The 15,629-nt window shown below is 73.3% G+C and carries 16 protein-coding genes; 8 read left to right on the forward strand and 8 right to left on the reverse strand.

Translation table 11 applies throughout. The annotated features are described in order from the left end of the window. Positions 1-83: 83 nt before the first annotated feature. Positions 84-1,160, reverse strand: a complete 1,077-nt coding sequence (locus ACH4ZA_RS30430) for an ATP-dependent DNA ligase (RefSeq protein WP_319282186.1) — start codon at positions 1,158-1,160, stop codon at positions 84-86. A gap of 191 nt (positions 1,161-1,351) precedes the next feature. Between ACH4ZA_RS30430 and ligD the strand changes: the two genes are divergently transcribed. Both ligD and ACH4ZA_RS30440 read left to right on the forward strand, forming a co-directional pair. After that, positions 1,352-2,401, forward strand: coding sequence for a non-homologous end-joining DNA ligase (gene ligD, locus ACH4ZA_RS30435; protein WP_398432538.1), 1,050 nt, complete (start codon positions 1,352-1,354; stop codon positions 2,399-2,401). A 195-nt stretch (positions 2,402-2,596) separates the two neighbouring features. After that, positions 2,597-3,643, forward strand: a complete 1,047-nt coding sequence (locus ACH4ZA_RS30440) for a LacI family DNA-binding transcriptional regulator (RefSeq protein ID WP_319282191.1) — start codon at positions 2,597-2,599, stop codon at positions 3,641-3,643. A gap of 144 nt (positions 3,644-3,787) precedes the next feature. On the opposite strand, the gene ACH4ZA_RS30445 is transcribed toward ACH4ZA_RS30440, so the two are convergent. Continuing rightward, positions 3,788-4,579 carry a VOC family protein gene (locus ACH4ZA_RS30445; RefSeq protein WP_398432581.1) on the reverse strand — a complete coding sequence of 264 codons (792 nt, stop codon included), beginning with the start codon at positions 4,577-4,579 and terminating at the stop codon, positions 3,788-3,790. Positions 4,580-4,864: 285 nt separating this feature from the next. Here ACH4ZA_RS30445 and ACH4ZA_RS30450 point away from each other — a divergent pair, with 285 nt between their 5' ends. Next, positions 4,865-5,110, forward strand: a complete 246-nt coding sequence (locus tag ACH4ZA_RS30450; protein ID WP_173985792.1) for a WhiB family transcriptional regulator — start codon at positions 4,865-4,867, stop codon at positions 5,108-5,110. A 276-nt stretch (positions 5,111-5,386) separates the two neighbouring features. Further along, a complete protein-coding gene (locus tag ACH4ZA_RS30455; RefSeq protein ID WP_319282194.1) occupies positions 5,387-6,751 on the forward strand; it encodes an SDR family oxidoreductase in 1,365 nt (454 codons plus the stop codon). A 145-nt stretch (positions 6,752-6,896) separates the two neighbouring features. On the opposite strand, the gene ACH4ZA_RS30460 is transcribed toward ACH4ZA_RS30455, so the two are convergent. The 4 genes from ACH4ZA_RS30460 to ACH4ZA_RS30475 form a co-directional block, all read right to left on the reverse strand. Next, positions 6,897-7,871, reverse strand: a complete 975-nt coding sequence (locus tag ACH4ZA_RS30460) for an acyl-ACP desaturase (RefSeq protein ID WP_319197257.1) — start codon at positions 7,869-7,871, stop codon at positions 6,897-6,899. A gap of 217 nt (positions 7,872-8,088) precedes the next feature. Then, entirely contained in the window at positions 8,089-8,865 is a 777-nt protein-coding gene (ddaH, locus tag ACH4ZA_RS30465; protein ID WP_319282196.1) for a dimethylargininase, read from the reverse strand. A 139-nt stretch (positions 8,866-9,004) separates the two neighbouring features. Continuing rightward, positions 9,005-10,627 carry an ABC-F family ATP-binding cassette domain-containing protein gene (locus ACH4ZA_RS30470; protein ID WP_398432539.1) on the reverse strand — a complete coding sequence of 541 codons (1,623 nt, stop codon included), beginning with the start codon at positions 10,625-10,627 and terminating at the stop codon, positions 9,005-9,007. Between the two features lie 283 nt (positions 10,628-10,910). Further along, positions 10,911-11,327 carry an SsgA family sporulation/cell division regulator gene (locus ACH4ZA_RS30475; RefSeq protein ID WP_398432540.1) on the reverse strand — a complete coding sequence of 139 codons (417 nt, stop codon included), beginning with the start codon at positions 11,325-11,327 and terminating at the stop codon, positions 10,911-10,913. A gap of 223 nt (positions 11,328-11,550) precedes the next feature. On the opposite strand from ACH4ZA_RS30475, the gene ACH4ZA_RS30480 reads away from it, so the two are divergent. The 3 genes from ACH4ZA_RS30480 (at position 11,551) to ACH4ZA_RS30490 (ending at position 13,793) form a co-directional block, all read left to right on the forward strand. Then, on the forward strand, positions 11,551-12,657 hold the full coding sequence (locus tag ACH4ZA_RS30480; RefSeq protein WP_398432541.1) for a WD40/YVTN/BNR-like repeat-containing protein: 1,107 nt from the start codon (positions 11,551-11,553) through the stop codon (positions 12,655-12,657). Positions 12,658-12,707: 50 nt separating this feature from the next. Then, positions 12,708-13,031, forward strand: a complete 324-nt coding sequence (locus ACH4ZA_RS30485; protein ID WP_398432542.1) for a plasmid stabilization protein — start codon at positions 12,708-12,710, stop codon at positions 13,029-13,031. 69 nt (positions 13,032-13,100) lie between these two features. After that, the gene (locus tag ACH4ZA_RS30490) at positions 13,101-13,793 is read left to right on the forward strand and encodes an endonuclease V (RefSeq protein ID WP_398432543.1); all 693 of its coding nucleotides are present in this window, start codon (positions 13,101-13,103) and stop codon (positions 13,791-13,793) included. On the opposite strand, the gene ACH4ZA_RS30495 is transcribed toward ACH4ZA_RS30490, so the two are convergent. Then, positions 13,769-13,957 (reverse strand): hypothetical protein, encoded by a 189-nt coding sequence (locus tag ACH4ZA_RS30495; protein WP_398432544.1) that lies wholly within the window; start codon positions 13,955-13,957, stop codon positions 13,769-13,771. The genes ACH4ZA_RS30490 and ACH4ZA_RS30495 overlap by 25 nt on opposite strands. Before the next feature lie 278 nt (positions 13,958-14,235). Here ACH4ZA_RS30495 and mmpA point away from each other — a divergent pair, with 278 nt between their 5' ends. Next, positions 14,236-14,382: a morphogenic membrane protein MmpA gene (gene mmpA, locus ACH4ZA_RS30500; protein WP_398432546.1), complete on the forward strand. Its 147-nt coding sequence runs from the start codon at positions 14,236-14,238 to the stop codon at positions 14,380-14,382. Positions 14,383-14,412: 30 nt separating this feature from the next. Here mmpA and ACH4ZA_RS30505 read toward each other — a convergent pair whose 3' ends face one another. After that, positions 14,413-15,585, reverse strand: coding sequence for a saccharopine dehydrogenase family protein (locus ACH4ZA_RS30505; protein ID WP_398432547.1), 1,173 nt, complete (start codon positions 15,583-15,585; stop codon positions 14,413-14,415). Positions 15,586-15,629: the final 44 nt, after the last annotated feature.

Genomic DNA, 15,629 nt, shown 5'->3' on the forward strand with positions numbered 1-15,629 from the left:
CGTGGGAGCCGTACGAGCCGTGAATCCGTCACGCGCCGCGCCGGCGCTTCCCGTGCCGGAGGCCCGAGACCGGGGGAGGCCGGTCAGGTGCGCGGCGGGGTCCCGAGGATCTCCGCCAGGTCGTAGCGCACCGGTTCCTCCAGCTGCGCGTAGGTGCAGCTCTCCGGGGTGCGGTCCGGGCGCCAGCGGCGGAATCGCGCCGTGTGGCGAAAGCGCGCCCCGTTCTCCATGTGGTCGTACGCCACCTCGACCACCCGCTCGGGCCGCAGCGGCACCCAGGACAGGTCCTTCCCGCCCGACCAGCGGCTCGGCGCCCCGGGCAGCCGGGCCGTCTCGTGCGCCGTCTCGTCCCCCCAGGCCGCCCACGGGTGACCGGCGGCCTCCGCCATCCGCAGCGGCTCCAGCTCCTCGATCAGCTCCGCCCGGCGCTTCATGGTGAAGGCGGCGCAGACCCCCACGTGCTGGAGGACGCCCGCGTCGTCGTGCAGGCCCAGCAGCAGCGACCCCACCACGGGCCCGCTCTTGTGGAAGCGGTATCCGGCGACCACGACGTCCGCGGTGCGCTCGTGCTTGACCTTGAACATCGCGCGCTCGTTCTGCAGGTACGGCAGACCCGGCGGCTTCGCGATCACCCCGTCGAGGCCCGCGCCCTCGTACTCCTCGAACCACCGCCGGGCCACCTCGACGTCGGTCGTCGCGGGCGCCACGTGCACCGGCGCCGTCACCGAGGCCAGCGCCCCGGTCAGCAGGTCCCGCCGGTCGCTCTGCGGCACGTCCAGGACCGCCTCGTCGGCCAGCGCCAGCAGGTCGAAGGCGACGAACGACGCCGGCGTCCGCTCGGCGAGCGTGCGCACCCGGGAGTCCGCCGGGTGGATGCGCTCCGTCAGCGCGTCGAAGTCGAGCCGTCCCTCCCGGGCGATCACGATCTCGCCGTCCAGCACGCACCGCGTCGGCACCCGCTCCCGCAACGCCTCCACCAGCTCAGGGAAGTACCTGGTCAGGGGCTTTCCGGTGCGGCTGCCCAGTTCGATCTCGTCCCCGTCCCGGAAGACGATCGCGCGGAACCCGTCCCACTTCGCCTCGTACTGCATGCCCGGCGGGATCGCCGCCACCGACTTGGCGAGCATCGGCTTCACGGGCGGCATCACGGGCAGATCCATGGTGCGATTCTGCGCGCCGATCGCCCGGTCCGCCCGGCGGGCGGACCGAGGGGCGGACGGGCGGGCGGACCGACAGACGGGCGGCTGGGCGGACCGACAGGCGGGCCGCCGGGTGGACCGAGGGGCGGGCACGCGAGCCGGCGGGGTGCGCGCGCATGCGAGTCGTCATGGGTGTGTCTACCGTGGCTCGCATGGGCGATGCGGTGGAACTGGAAGCAGCCGGCCGGACGGTGCGCCTGTCCAGCCCGGACAAGGTGTTCTTCCCGGAGCGCGGCTTCACGAAGCTGGACCTCGCCCGCTACTACCAGGCGGTCGCCCCGGGCATCCTGCGCGCCCTGCGCAACCGCCCCACCACCCTCGAGCGCTACCCCGACGGAGTGGGCGGGGAGTCCTTCTTCCAGAAGCGGGCGCCCAAGAACATGCCCGACTGGATCCCGACCGCCCACATCACCTTCCCCAGCGGACGCAGCGCCGACGAGATGTGCCCGACGGAGGAGGCGGCCGTCCTGTGGGCCGCCCAGTACGGCACCCTCACCTTCCACCCGTGGCCGGTGCGGCGCACCGACGTGGACCGCCCCGACGAACTGCGCATCGACCTCGACCCGCAGCCCGGCACCGACTACGACGACGCCGTCCGCGCCGCCCACGAACTGCGTGCGGTGCTGGACGAGTTCGGCGGACTGCGTGGCTGGCCCAAGACCTCCGGCGGGCGCGGCCTGCACGTGTTCGTGCCGATCGAGCCGCGCTGGACCTTCACCCAGGTCCGGCGCGCCGCCATCGCGGTGGGCAGGGAGATGGAGCGGCGGATGCCGGAACGGGTGACCATCCGCTGGTGGAAGGAGGAACGCGGCGAGCGCATCTTCGTCGACTACAACCAGACCGCCCGCGACCGCACCATCGCCTCCGCCTACTCCGTACGCCCGCGCCCGCACGCCCCCGTCTCGGCGCCGCTGCGCTGGGAGGAGGTGGGCGAGGCGCACCCTCGCGACTTCGACATCGCGACCATGCCCGCCCGCTACGCCGAACTCGGCGACGTCCACGCCGACATGGACGACCACGCCTTCTCCCTCGACGCCCTGCTCGAGCTGGCCCGGCGCGACGAGCACGACCACGGGCTCGGCGACCTGCCGTATCCGCCGGAGTACCCGAAGATGCCCGGCGAGCCGAAGCGGGTGCAGCCGAGCAGGGCGAAGAGGACTCCCGACGCCGGAGAGCCCCCGGCGGACACCACCGCACCCTGATCCCCACCGCTCCGGCCCGGATCGAGGAGCGGCGGAGATCCGGGCCCCACGGGCACGGCGCACGCCGTCGGGACGCGGAACCCGCCGGTGCCGCGTGCGGGGCCGGAGACCGGGACGAGAGCGCTCTCATCCGCGCCCGGCCGACTCGTGGTCCGGAGCTATCCTGATCCGCAGTCGGCCAGGAGGAGCCCCGAAGTGACCGAGACAGCGTCGCGCCCCACGCTGGAGGCCGTGGCCGAGCGGGCCGGGGTCTCCCGGGCGACCGTGTCGAGAGTCGTCAACGGCGGGGACGGCGTCCGGGAACCGCTCGTCGAACGGGTCCGGCAGGCCGTTGAGGAGCTCGGCTACGTGCCGAACCAGGCCGCGCGCAGCCTCGTGACGAAACGGCACGACGCTGTGGCCGTCGTCATCGCCGAGCCGGAGACCAGGGTCTTCGCCGACCCCTTCTTCGCGCTCCAGCTCCGTGGCATCAGCAAGGAGCTCACCGCCCACGACAACCAGCTGGTGCTGCTGCTCACCGAGGGCCGGGACGACCACGCCCGAGTCGCCCGCTACCTCGCCGGCGGTCATGTCGACGGGGCGCTGGTCTTCTCCCTGCACCTGGACGACCCGCTGCCGGGCCTGATCCAGGGCGCGGGGGTGCCGACCGTGTTCGGCGGGCGGCCCGGCTGGAGCGACGGCACCCGCGACGTGGTCTACGTGGACAGCGACAACCGCGGCGGCGCCCGCGACGCCGTACGCCTGCTGGCCGGTCTCGGCCGCACCCGCATCGCGCACATCACCGGACCGCTCGACCAGACCTCCGCGGCGGACCGGCTCGACGGGTACCGGGAGGTCATGGGCGACGTCGACCCGGGGCTGGTCGTCGAGAGCGACTTCACGCCCGGCGGCGGCGAACGCGCCATGCGCGCCCTCCTGGAGCGCCGCCCCGACGTCGACGCCGTGTTCGCCGCCAACGACCTCTCCGCCTCGGGCGCCGTGCGCGTGCTGCGGGAAGTGGGCAGGCGTGTGCCCGAGGACGTGGCCGTGGTCGGCTTCGACGACATGATGCCCGTCGCCGAGCAGACCGATCCGCCGCTGACGACGGTCCGTCAGGACATCGAGGAGATGGGCCGGATCATGGCCCGTCTCCTGCTGCGCCGCCTGGAGAGGCGTGCCCCGGAAGGGGATCCGGGCGGTGTGGGCGGCCGCGACGCCCCGGTGGTGCTGCCGACCACGCTGGTGCGCCGCGCGTCGGCCTAGACCGACGCACCGACAGACACGCGGTCGCGCCGGACCGACCACCGTGCGCCGGGCCGTACGCCGGACCGGTGTGGCGCGCTCGAAGTCCCGCCCTCGACGCCGTGCTCGCCTCCGCTGCCTTCACCGTGCGGTCGGGCCCTCGCGTCAGGTCTCCCCCGGGATGCTCCTGATCACCGCGAAGCGAGCGCCGTAGGGGTCGGCGAGCTTGGCGATACGGCCGACGTCCGCCACGTCCGTGGCGGGCATCCGCACGCTTCCGCCCCGGTCCACGGCCTCGGCGACGACCGTGTCGACGTCGGTGACCTCGAAGTACGGCAGCCAGTACGGATCCGACCCGCTCTCCGCGGGATCGTCGGCCAGCGGGACGATCCCGCCGAACATCGCCTCCTCCCCGCCCTCGGCCGGGTTGACGCAGGTGTACGTGCCGCCGGGGAAGGCGGCGGCCGAGGTCTCCAGGCCGAGTGCGGTGTGGTAGAAAGCCGCCGCTGCGGCGACGTCGGGCGTGTACAGCTCGACCCAGCACAGGGAGCCGGGTTCGTCCGCCACGTCCACGCCCTTCGTCAGGGCCGGCTCCCAGAGGCCGAACGTGACGCCCGCCTGGTCGGCGAGGACCGCCATCGTGCCCTTGCCCATCACGTCCATCGGGGGCAGGAGCACTCTGCCGTGGGCCTGCTCGGCGGTCTTGACGGTGGCCTGCGCGTCGCTCGTCCGGAAGTAGACCGTCCAGGACGGCGGCCCCTGCGCGGGGGTGGTCTGCATGCCGCCCGCCACGGTCCTGCCGTCCAGCTGGAAGAAGCCGTAGCCGCCGGCGTCGGGTCCCGCCGACCGGAACCGCCAGCCGAAGAGCGCCCCGTAGAAGGAGGTGGCGCCGTCGATGTCGGGCGTGCCGACGTCGATCCAGTTCGGAGCGCCGTCGACGAAACGGGTGGTGAGCATCATCGCCCTCCTCGCAAGGGTCCCGTTCTCTGTTCTGCCGAGTCTGGCACCGCCCACTGACAACCGCTGCCCGAGCGGACCCGTCGTCCGCGGCGTCCGGCGGCGGCCCCCGTGGACACCGCGGGTCTGCGCCGGTCAGGCGGATGAGGGCGACGGCGACGCCGGCATCGGGACGACGGCGGGACGGCGCCGGGGCAGCGCGGCCGGCCGGTCACGGGGCCCGGCGCGCCGCACGTATACCCGGCGTTGATCGAACGTTTTGCGCCGCCGGGCACTGTTCGGGCCATGTACACCGACACGATTCCGACGCCCGACCTCTCCTGGCAGCGGGAGGCGCTGTGCGCGCAGACGGGGGCGGACTTCTTCTTCCCCGAACCAGGCAGCTCCGTGCGCGAGGCCAAGCGCATCTGCGGCATGTGCGAGATGCGCCCCGCGTGCCTGGACTACGCCCTGGCCCACGACGAGCGCTTCGGCGTCTGGGGCGGTCTCTCCGAGAAGGAGCGGCTGCAGATCAGGCGCACGGCCGACTGACCCGTGCCGTGGTGGCGCAACGACCCGTCGCCGTCCCGGAATTCGAACGACCGCGTCGCGGGGGTGCGGTTAGGATCCGGGGACGAGTTCGGGCGTGGCGCGGAGGCGGCGCAGCCCCCTACAGGCGAGCACGCCGGATCCCGTCCGGCCGTCCCGAACGCGTGCGCGGTCCCTCGGAGCGGAGCCCGACTCGACACCCGGTCAGGGTGCAGACGCCGGTCCGCGTCCCGTGGGACCACGGTACGGAGCACAGGGGCGGGCCGGGGGGCAGAGGCGATGGGCGAGGCGAAGACGAGGGCGGCGGAGACCCAGCAGGTCACCGAGACGGAATTGGCCGCCTTCCACCGGATCGTGGGCAAGCTGCGTGCGTTGCCGGTCGACGATCCCGTACGGCTGCACACCGAGCGGGTCGCCGCCTCCTTCGCGCGCGACGGGTGGCGGCGCAGGCGTCATCTGCGCGGCGCCGAGGTGGCGGCCGCCGACGCGGCGACGATGGCCGCCACCGCGACCGGCGCATTGGACCGGCGCGAGGACGCGCCGCTGGTGGACGGCGGCACGGGCGGCGTCCTCCGCCGGCAGCGGCCCTGCTACGTCTGCAAGTCGGGCTATCGGCAGGTCGACGCGTTCTACCACCGGCTGTGCCCTGCCTGCGCCGCCGACAACACCGCCCGCCGCGCTCTGAGCGCCGACCTGCGGGGGCGCCGCGTCCTGCTGACCGGCGGCAGGGTCAAGATCGGCTTCCAGCTGGCGCTGATGATGCTGCGGGACGGCGCGGATCTCGTGGTCACCTCCCGGTTCCCGCACGACACCGTCCGCCGTTTCCGGGCCGAGCCGGGCAGCGGGCGATGGCTGAGCAGGCTCACGGTCCTCGCCGTCGATCTGCGCGACCCGCGGCAGGTGCTGGGGCTGTGCGAGGAACTGCGCCGGGAGGGCGAGCCGTTCGACATCCTCGTCAACAACGCGGCGCAGACCGTGCGGCGGCCGCCCGAGTCGTACGCCCTGCTGGCCGCCGGGGAGCACGACGCCCTGCCCGAGGGCGTCCGGCGGGCACCGGGCTTCACGCCGATGCGGATGCTGGAGGGGCTCGGCGGCACGGTGTCGGCGCTCCCGGCCGCGCTGCGGGAGGCCGACGAGGCCGGGCTGCTGCCCGACCCCTCGCCGGAGAACTCCTGGTCGGTCCGGCTCGGCGCGCTCGACCCGGCCGAGGTCCTGGAGACCCAGCTGGTCAACGCGCTCGCCCCCGCTCTGCTGTGCGACCGGCTGCTGCCGCTGCTGCTGGCGTCCCCGCATCCACGGCGGTACGTGATCAACGTGACCGCCGTCGAGGGCCGGTTCGCGGTGCGCAACAAGATGCCCGGGCATCCGCACACCAACATGGCCAAGGCCGCCCTGAACATGCTCACCCGCACCAGCGCGGCCGCGCTCGCCGAGCAGGGCGTGCACATGTGCGCCGTCGACACCGGCTGGATCACGGACGAGAACCCGGCGCCGAAGAAGGCCCGGATAGCGGGCGCGGGATTCCGTACGCCGCTGGACGTCGTGGACGGCGCCGCGCGCGTGTACGACCCGATCGTGCGCGGCGAGGCAGGGCATCCGGTCTCGGGGGTGTTCCTCAAGGACTACCGGGAGGCGGACTGGTGAGCGTGACCGCGCCCGGCGCGGCACGGTGGCGCGGACGGCGGACGGCGGACGGCCCGCACGGGAAATCGTTTCCGCGTGCGGGCCGTTCGGCCGATCGGGCCTTGCGAGTCGTCAGAGTCCTGCGGGGTGAGCGTGCGGCGTGCCGTCAGCCCGCGGCGCGGGCCGCCATCCGGGCCTTGCGTGCCGCCAGCTTCTCGTCGAACTTCAGGGCCTCGGCGTCCAGGCCGCCCATGTACAGGCCGAGCTCCTCCTGCGCCTGCCGCCCCTCGGGGCCGAGGCCGTCGATTTCCATGACCTTCAGGAAGCGCAGCACGGGCTGGATGACGTCGTCGTGGTGGATGCGCAGGTTGTAGATCTCGCCGATCGCCATCTGCGCGGCGGCGCGCTCGAAGCCGGGCATGCCGTGGCCGGGCATGCGGAAGTTCACGATGACGTCGCGCACGGCCTGCATGGTGAGGTCGGGGGCGAGCTCGAAGGCGGCCTTCAGCAGGTTGCGGTAGAAGACCATGTGCAGGTTCTCGTCGGTGGCGATGCGCGCCAGCATGCGGTCGCAGACCGGGTCGCCGGACTGGTGGCCGGTGTTGCGGTGCGAGACACGGGTCGCGAGCTCCTGGAAGGACACGTACGCGACCGAGTGCAGCATCGAGTGACGGTTGTCCGACTCGAAGCCCTCGCCCATGTGGGCCATCCGGAACTGTTCGAGCTTGTCCGGGTCCACCGCGCGCGAGGCGAGGAGGTAGTCGCGCATCACGATGCCGTGCCGGCCCTCCTCGGCCGTCCAGCGGTGCACCCAGGTGCCCCAGGCGCCGTCCCGCCCGAAGAGCGAGGCGATCTCGTGGTGGTAGCTGGGCAGGTTGTCCTCGGTGAGCAGGTTCACGACCAGCGCGATCCGGCCGATCTCGGTGACCTTGGACTGCTCCTTGCCCCAGGCCTCGCCGTCCTCGAAGAAGCCGGGGAAGTTGCGGGCGTCGCTCCACGGCACGTACTCGTGGGGCATCCAGTCCTTGGTGACCTTCAGGTGCCGGTTCAGTTCGGTCTCGACCACTTCCTCCAGCGCGAACAGCAGCTTGGCGTCGGTCCAGACGGCCGGATTGCCGAGATGAGGGGAGGTGATCGACACGAGGGACTCCAGGGGACGTGAAGCGGAGCGGAACCGTCCGGCGAGCGGAACCGGAACTTACGGGATCGTAGGCTACGAACCCGTAGGTTATGAAGCCGCGGTCTGAGCAGGGCGTGAAGAATTGCTGATCAACCGGGTTCCCCGGGCAATTCGGGGCATGCCGAACAGCCCCGGGAAGCGCAGGTCCCAGGGCTGGACAGGCGATCGGTTCACCCGGTCAGGCGTACAGCTCCCGCAGTCGTACCGAGAGGCATGTCACACATCCCTCGAGCTTCTCGAACTCGCCGATGTCGACGAGGACGGGCTCGTGTCCGAGATCGGCGAGCAGGTCCGCCGTCTTCGGCGCGCTCGCCGCCATGAGCAGGTGGGGACCGCCGAGGAGCACCACGTGCGCACCGGCCTCCTCGGGCACCGACAGGAAGCGCGGGAAGAGCGAGGGCCGGTCGACCTGCGGAATGTGACCGATCACCGTGCCGTCGGGCAGCGCCGTGACCGCCGACTTCAGGTGCAGCACCTTGCTGACCGGCACCGCCACCACCGTCGCCCCGAGCGGTTCGAAGGCGGCGCGCAGCTGCTGGACGCCGGCCGCGTTGGTCCGCCCGCCCCGGCCGACGTAGATCGTGTCCCCCACCTTGAGCACGTCGCCGCCGTCCAGCGTGCCGGGCTCCCAGATCCAGTTCACCGAGCAGCCGAGGCGTGCCACGGCCTCCTCGACGCCGGCGGTCTCCCCGCGCCGGGACTCGGCGCCGGAGCGCGCGATCAGGGCGACGTTCCGGTACATCACCACCGTGTCCTCGACGAACACGGAGTCCGGGCAGTCGTCGGCCGGATCGACCTCGACGGTCTCCCAGCCGTGCGTGCGCAGCGCGTCGGCGTAGGCCTCCCACTGCTCCAGGGCGAGCTCCACATCGACCTTCTCCCGCTCGACGTGCGTCACCAGGCCTTCGGCGAGGCGCGGGCTGGGGCGGCGGATGAGGGCCTTCTTGCTGGGCACGTCCAGGTCTCCGAATCGGGTGGAAAAACCGGCGCCTCGGGCGCGGCGCCGGTCAGCCATCATGCAGCGCGGGACCACCAGGACAAAACCCCTCAGTAACAATGTGGCCCTCCCGAGACCCGCGCGGGCCGGCGAGGGACTACGCCGGGTCCGCCGTCTCCTCGGCCGTCGTCTCCCTCAGCGTGCCGTCCATCAGCAGCCAGCGCGTGATGCCGATCGACTCCAGGAACGGCAGGTCGTGTCCGGCCACGATCAGCGCCCCCTCGTACGACTCGAGCGCCGTCGTCAGCTGGCGCACGCTCGCCATGTCGAGGTTGTTGGTCGGTTCGTCGAGCAGCAGCAGCTGCGGCGCCGGCTCGGCCAGCATGAGGGCCGCCAGGGCCGCCCGGAAGCGCTCCCCGCCGGACAGGGTCGCCGCCTTCTGGTCGGCGCGGGCGCCCCGGAACAGGAAGCGGGCGAGTCGGGCCCGGATCCGGTTGTTGGTCGCTCCGGGCGCGAAGCGGGCCACGTTCTCGGCCACGGTGAGGTCGCCGTCGAGGACGTCGAGGCGTTGCGGCAGGAAGCGCAGCGGCACGTGCGCGTGCACCTCGCCGGACTCGGGCGTCAGCTCCCCGGCGATCGTGCGCAGCAGCGTCGTCTTCCCGGATCCGTTGCGCCCCACCAGCGCCACCCGCTCGGGACCGCGCAGATCGAGACCGCCCTCGACGCGCGCGCCGTGGGCGAGCCGCAGATCCATCAGGGTGAGGACCTCGCGCCCCGGGGGCACGGCCGTGTACGGCAGGTCGACGCGGATCTCGTCGTCGTCGCGTACCGCCTCCACGGCGTCGTCGAGCCGGTCCCTGGCCTCGGCGAGCTTCTCCTCGTGCATGATCCGGTGCTTGCCCGCCGACTCCTGCGCCGCGCGTTTGCGCGCCCCCATGACGATCTTCGGCTCGCGCTTGCTGTCCCACATCTTCTGCCCGTACCGCTTGCGGCGGGCGAGCTTGACCTGGGCGTCCGCCAGTTCGCGTTTCTGCTTGCGCAGGTCGGCCTCCGCGACGCGCACCATGCGCTCGGCGGCCTCCTGCTCGTTGGCCAGGGCCTCCTCGTAGGCGGTGAAGTTGCCGCCGTACCAGGTGATCTCCCCGGCGCGCAGGTCGGCGATCTGGTCGACGAGATCCAGCAGCTCCCGGTCGTGGCTGACCACGACCAGGACGCCCGGCCAGGACGCGACGGCCGCGTACAGCCGCCGTCGGGCGTACAGGTCGAGGTTGTTGGTCGGCTCGTCCAGCAGCAGGACGTCCGGCCGGCGCAGCAGCAGGGCGGCCAGCCGCAGCAGAACCGACTCGCCGCCGGAGACCTCGCCGGTGGTGCGGTCGAGGCCGACGTGGGCGAGCCCCAGCACGCCGAGGGTCGCCAGGGCGCGCTCCTCGACGTCCCAGTCGTCGCCGACGGTCTCGAAGTGCTCCTCGGACGCGTCGCCGGACTCGATGGCGTGCAGGGCGGCCCGCCGGTCGGCGATGCCGAGCGCCTGGTCGATCCGCAGGGACGTGTCCAGGGTGACGTTCTGCGGGAGGTAGCCGACCTCGCCCGCGACGCGCACGGCGCCGTCGGCGGGTGTCAGTTCTCCGGCGATCAGCTTCAGCAGGGTCGACTTGCCGGAGCCGTTGACGCCGACGAGCCCGGTGCGGCCGCTGCCGAACGCGACGTCCAGGTCGTCGAAGACGGGGGTGCCGTCGGGCCAGGAGAAGGCGAGGGAAGTACAGGTGATGGACTGATGCAAAGCGGGCCTCGTGGGTGCGTGTGCGGTCAGGGACGACACGTGTCGAGACACCGGAGGCGGCGACCACCGCGACGGGCGGGGGCATGCGGAGACAGCACGAAAAGCCCTGCTCCGCATGGGGACGGCTCGAGGCCGAGGTCGCACGCTGCGCGCACACCGGCATGGGGTGTGGCGCGGGTGTCTCGGGACCTCAGACGAGCAACGTCCTACTCCGATCGGCGGCAACAGAAGCGCTTCACACCGTAGGAGGGCCGGAAAGGGCTGTCAAAGGATTTACGACGGGTCAGCAGGCGTCCCGCATCAACTCGGCCAGATCGTGGTCCAGGTCGAGCTGACGGTGCTCCGTGCCGGCCGGCACCAGCTCGCCCGCCGCCTGCAGGAAGCGGCGGATGTCGGCCGAGTGGACGTGCACGACGGCGGTTCCCTCGGGCGCGTGGAACTCCAGGACGGTGCGGTCGTAGCCGTAGGGGCGCACCCGGACGTCGCCGTGGCCCTCGGCGTCGTGCAGGCCCGCGGCGAGCAGCTCGCGGGAGAACGTCCAGCAGACCTCGACGCCCTCCAGGGTGGCCGGAGCGGGGAAGGTCATCCGCACGGCGAACGGGTCCAGGCGGTCGTAGTGCAAGGTGGCGGGGATGTTGGGCATCCGAGGCGCGGCCGCGACCAGACGGGCCTCTACGAGCTGTTCGATGACGGTGGACAACGCCTTGCTCCCTCGTGACGGTGGGACGGAACTCCGGGCGGTGGGACCGGACACTGGAAGAGACGCCGGAACCGGTCGATCCGTGCACACCACTTTCGAGTGACCTCGGTCACCGCGTTTCATGCACGGGAGTGACTCAGCTCTCCTGCCGTGCCGGGCAAGGCGGTTGGGGCGGACGAGGGCCTCTGGACGCCGGCGGGAGCCTGCACTAGCTTCGCCCGCCATGAGGCGCTTGGGGAAGACGCGACGCACGGTACGGACAGCGCGGGGCGGCGGCCGGGTGGCGGCGGCGGCCTGTGGGGCGGCGCTCGCCGTGCTCACCGCCCTGCCCGCGCAGGCCCGCCCGGCACCGCCGGCGGCGCCGCACTGGGAGCTCAAGGACACCGGTGTCACGTCGCGTCTGCGCGGCCTGGCGGCGGTCGACCGGGAGACCGCCTGGGCCGCCGGCACGCAGGGCGTCGTCCTGCGCACCGCCGACGGCGGCGCGACCTGGCGGGACGTCTCCCCGGCCGGTGCGGCCGGCCTGCAGTTCCGCGACGTCGAGGCGTTCGACGCGCGCCGTGCCGTGGTGCTCGCCATCGGCGAGGGCGAGGCCTCACGCGTGTACCGCACCGAGGACGGCGGGACGACCTGGACGGAGTCCTTCCGCAACACCGACCCCCGCGCGTTCTACGACTGCATGACCTTCTTCGACCGCCGCCACGGACTCGCCGTGAGCGATCCCGTCGACGGGAGGTTCCGCGTCCTGGCGACCGGCGACGGCGGGCGCAGCTGGAAGGTGCTGCCCGACGCGGGGATGCCGGCCGCCCAGGACGGCGAGGCGGGGTTCGCCGCGAGCGGCCAGTGCCTGGTCGCCGCCGGGTCCCGGGACGTCTGGCTGGCGACCGGCGGGGCGGCACGCGCGCGGGTGCTGCACTCCTCCGACCGTGGGCTGACCTGGCGAGCCGCCGACGTCCCCGTCCCCGCCGGGGACCCCGCGCGCGGCGTCTTCGCCCTCGCCTTCCGCGACCGCGCCCACGGTCTGGCCGTGGGCGGCGACTACCGCCCCGACCAGGCCTCCCCGCGGGCCGCCGCCACGACCGCCGACGGCGGCCGCACCTGGCGGCCCGCGGCCGGGCCGCCGCCCGCCTACCGTTCCGGCGTCGCCTGGCTGCCGCACAGCCGCACCGCCGCCCTCGCGGTCGGCCCGGCCGGCACCGACCTGACCACCGACGCCGGCCGCACCTGGCGCACCCTCGACACCGGCTCGTACGACACCGTGGACTGCACGCCCGACCTCGGCTGCTGGGCCGCGGGCGAACAGGGGCGCGTGGCACGCCTGGAGAGGTGAGCCGTTTCACGGGTACCCGGCGGGGACGAACGCGAAGGGAGTGAGCGTCCATGCCACGTGGTTCCAGCCCCAAGCGGGAGCGCCAGTACGAGCACATCAAGGAGAGCGCGCAGGACCGGGGGGAGAGCGCAGGCCGCGCGAAGGAGATCGCCGCGCGCACGGTCAACAAGGAACGCGCCCGGTCCGGCGAGTCGAAGACCGCCAGCCGAACCTCCACCGAGGACATGTCGTCCGGCAGGCGCGGCGGTCAGCGTTCCGGCAAGGGCTCCCAGGGCCCCACCTACGACCAGCTGTACGAGGAGGCCAAGCGGCGGGGCGTCAAGGGACGTTCGGACATGAACAAGAGCCAGTTGCAGCGCGCGCTCGGCGACTGACGCCGCCGCCGGCCGCGACGCAAACTTGATCGCGGGCCCGCCCGCCGGAGCCGTACGCTCGTCCTCACCATGACGACCGTAAGCATTCCCGCGGGCTGGCCCGCGACCGAGGAAGAGGCCCGCGCCGTCCAGGACGAGCTGCGGGCGCGCGTCCTGCTCGAGCCGGGACCGCCCGTGGGCGCCGGGTACGTGACGGGCGTCGACGTCGCCTACGACGACGAACGCGACGTCGTCGCGGCGGCCGCCGTCGTGCTGGACGCGGCGAGCCTGGAGGTCGTCGCCGAGGCCACCGCCGTCGGGCGCATCTCCTTCCCCTACGTGCCCGGACTGCTCGCGTTCCGCGAGATCCCCACCGTGCTCGCCGCCCTGGACGCCCTGCCCCACGAGCCGGGCCTGGTGGTGTGCGACGGCTACGGCCTGGCCCACCCGCGAAGGTTCGGCCTCGCCAGCCATCTCGGGGTGCTCACCGGCCTGCCCGCCATCGGCGTCGCCAAGAACCCGTTCGTCTTCGCCCACGCCGAGCCGGACGCCCCGCGCGGATCGGCGACCCCGCTGCTGGCGGGCGACGAGGAGGTGGGGCGCGCGCTGCGCACCCGGGCGGACGTGAAGCCGGTGTTCGTCTCCGTCGGCCACCGCGTCACCCTGGACGACGCCTGCGCCCACACCCTCGCCCTCACCCCGCGGTTCCGGCTCCCGGAGACGACCCGCCGGGCCGACTCACTGTGCCGGCGGGCCCTTCACGAGGCCACCATCCGCCACTGACCCACCTCCCGGTGCTCCGAGTCGAGGATCGTCGAGCCGTCCCCTTCCTCGAGGGCGTAGTGCTTGAGGTTGCCGCCCCAGTACCGCAGGATCCGCTGCAGTTCACCCACCGGGTCCGCAGCGGCCGCGCCCTCGTCGACGGTGACCTCCAGAACGAACCTCATGCTGAACCCTTTCGCCGCTCCGACCGGACGCTTCCATCGTTTCATTGAAGTCCTTGTGGGGACTTCGGCGCGGAAGGCGCGGTGAGCAGCGGGAAAAGCCTCAAATGCAGGGTGAGGGGACTTGGGGAGCGCCGCCCGGGCCACGGGGGCCGGGCGGGCCGTTCGAGCACCGCGTCGGAGTGCACCGTCCGAGCACCCTGTCCGAGTACCACGTCCGAGTACCACGTCCGAGTACCCGTACGGATGTACGCCCGGCGTCGCGTCGGCAGGCCGGCCGCATGACTGCACACCGTGCCCCCGAGCCCCTCGCCGACCCCGACCGCCCGGTCGAGCGCGCCGTGAACGCCGCGCTGATCCTCGCCGTCCTGGCCGGCCTCGGCTGGATCGTCGGGATGATCTGCACGCTCGTCCGGTCGCCGGTCTGACGGCGGCGCCGGGGCGCGCCGAGGTTGCGCTCAGCGGCGCGCCGCGACGCGGAAGCGGACGCCCGCGCGGGTCAACCGCCCGGTCAGCGCGTCGCCCATCGCGACCGCCGTGGTGACCTGCCCGGCCGTCGGCGGGAGGTCGTCGCAGGACAGCGCCATCGCCGCCTCGGCGAACATCTTCGCCGTCTCGTCGTAACCGGGGTCCCCGCCCGCGACCTCGGTGTACACCCGCCGGCCGCCGCCCTCGCCGACGAACCGGACGGAGAACCAGCTCCGCGCCCGCTTCTGCTCGCTGGGCCCCTCGCCGGGCTTGAGCCGGTCCGACAGCCAGCGCCGGGCGGGCGGCAGCTGCGCCGCCGCGGCGAGTGCCCCGACCGCGGCGACGCCGCCCACGGCGACGGGCAGCCGCCGCACGGCCGCGTAGTGCCGGTAGCGGAAGTCGGGGCCGTAACGCTGCAGGGCCCGGGCCGACCGCAGCACGATCTGCGGGTCGATGGTGGGCAGCGGCAGCGCCCAGGCCCCGACCTCCGCGGCGAACCGGGGCGCGCCCACCGGGGCGACGGCCCGACGGCCCATGAGGCGCGGCTCGTGCCGCCCTCGTTCCCGTGCCGCGGCGAGCATCTGCCGGCCGCGCGCGAACTGGCCGAGGGCGGAGGCGAAGGTGCCGCCCGAGAAGGAGGCGTCGGCCGTCACGAAGCCGTCCACGGCCAGCGGCACGCCCTCCGGGAGCTGCCGGACGGTGAAGTACACGCCGAGGTCGTGCGGGACGGAGTCGAATCCGCACGCGTGGATCAGCCGTGCTCCCGTCTCCCGCGCGCGTGCGTCGTGCCGGACGTACATCAGGTCCACGAACTCCGGCTCGCCGGTGAGGTCGAGGTAGTCCGCGCCGGTGTCCGCGCAGGCGGCCACCAGTTCCTCGCCGTAGCGCACGTAGGGGCCCACCGTCGTGGCCACCACGCGCGCGTGCTCCGCGAGGGCGCGCAGGGACGCCGGGTCCGCGACGTCGGCGCGCAGCACGCCGACGTCCGCGCCGAGCCGTTCGCGCAGCCGCTCCAGCCTGCCCTCGTCCCGGCCGGCGATCGCCCAGCGCAGCCCCGCGGGCGCGTGGGCGGCGAGGTACTCCGCGGTGAGCGTTCCCACGAAGCCCGTCGCCCCGAAGAGCACGATGTCGTACGGACGGTCGCTCGTTTTCAGCCTGCTCATGACATCCCTTCGCGGTGCAGCCCGTGCCGCTGTCGGTGGCTGAG

The organism is Streptomyces sp. NPDC020597, assembly GCF_044335095.1.
In the GTDB taxonomy this organism is placed as follows: Bacteria; Actinomycetota; Actinomycetes; order Streptomycetales; family Streptomycetaceae; genus Streptomyces.

Excerpts from the sequence above, each read along its gene's own strand:
- ACH4ZA_RS30430 (WP_319282186.1), bottom strand. The coding sequence starts at position 1,160 with ATGGATCTGCCCGTGATGCCGCCCGTGAAGCCGATGCTCGCCAAGTCG.
- ligD (WP_398432538.1), top strand. The coding sequence starts at position 1,352 with ATGGGCGATGCGGTGGAACTGGAAGCAGCCGGCCGGACGGTGCGCCTG.
- ACH4ZA_RS30445 (WP_398432581.1), bottom strand. The coding sequence starts at position 4,579 with ATGCTCACCACCCGTTTCGTCGACGGCGCTCCGAACTGGATCGACGTC.
- ACH4ZA_RS30450 (WP_173985792.1), top strand. The coding sequence starts at position 4,865 with ATGTACACCGACACGATTCCGACGCCCGACCTCTCCTGGCAGCGGGAG.
- ACH4ZA_RS30455 (WP_319282194.1), top strand. The coding sequence starts at position 5,387 with ATGGGCGAGGCGAAGACGAGGGCGGCGGAGACCCAGCAGGTCACCGAG.
- ACH4ZA_RS30480 (WP_398432541.1), top strand. The coding sequence starts at position 11,551 with ATGAGGCGCTTGGGGAAGACGCGACGCACGGTACGGACAGCGCGGGGC.
- ACH4ZA_RS30485 (WP_398432542.1), top strand. The coding sequence starts at position 12,708 with ATGCCACGTGGTTCCAGCCCCAAGCGGGAGCGCCAGTACGAGCACATC.
- ACH4ZA_RS30490 (WP_398432543.1), top strand. The coding sequence starts at position 13,101 with ATGACGACCGTAAGCATTCCCGCGGGCTGGCCCGCGACCGAGGAAGAG.
- ACH4ZA_RS30495 (WP_398432544.1), bottom strand. The coding sequence starts at position 13,957 with ATGAGGTTCGTTCTGGAGGTCACCGTCGACGAGGGCGCGGCCGCTGCG.
- mmpA (WP_398432546.1), top strand. The coding sequence starts at position 14,236 with ATGACTGCACACCGTGCCCCCGAGCCCCTCGCCGACCCCGACCGCCCG.
- ACH4ZA_RS30505 (WP_398432547.1), bottom strand. The coding sequence starts at position 15,585 with ATGAGCAGGCTGAAAACGAGCGACCGTCCGTACGACATCGTGCTCTTC.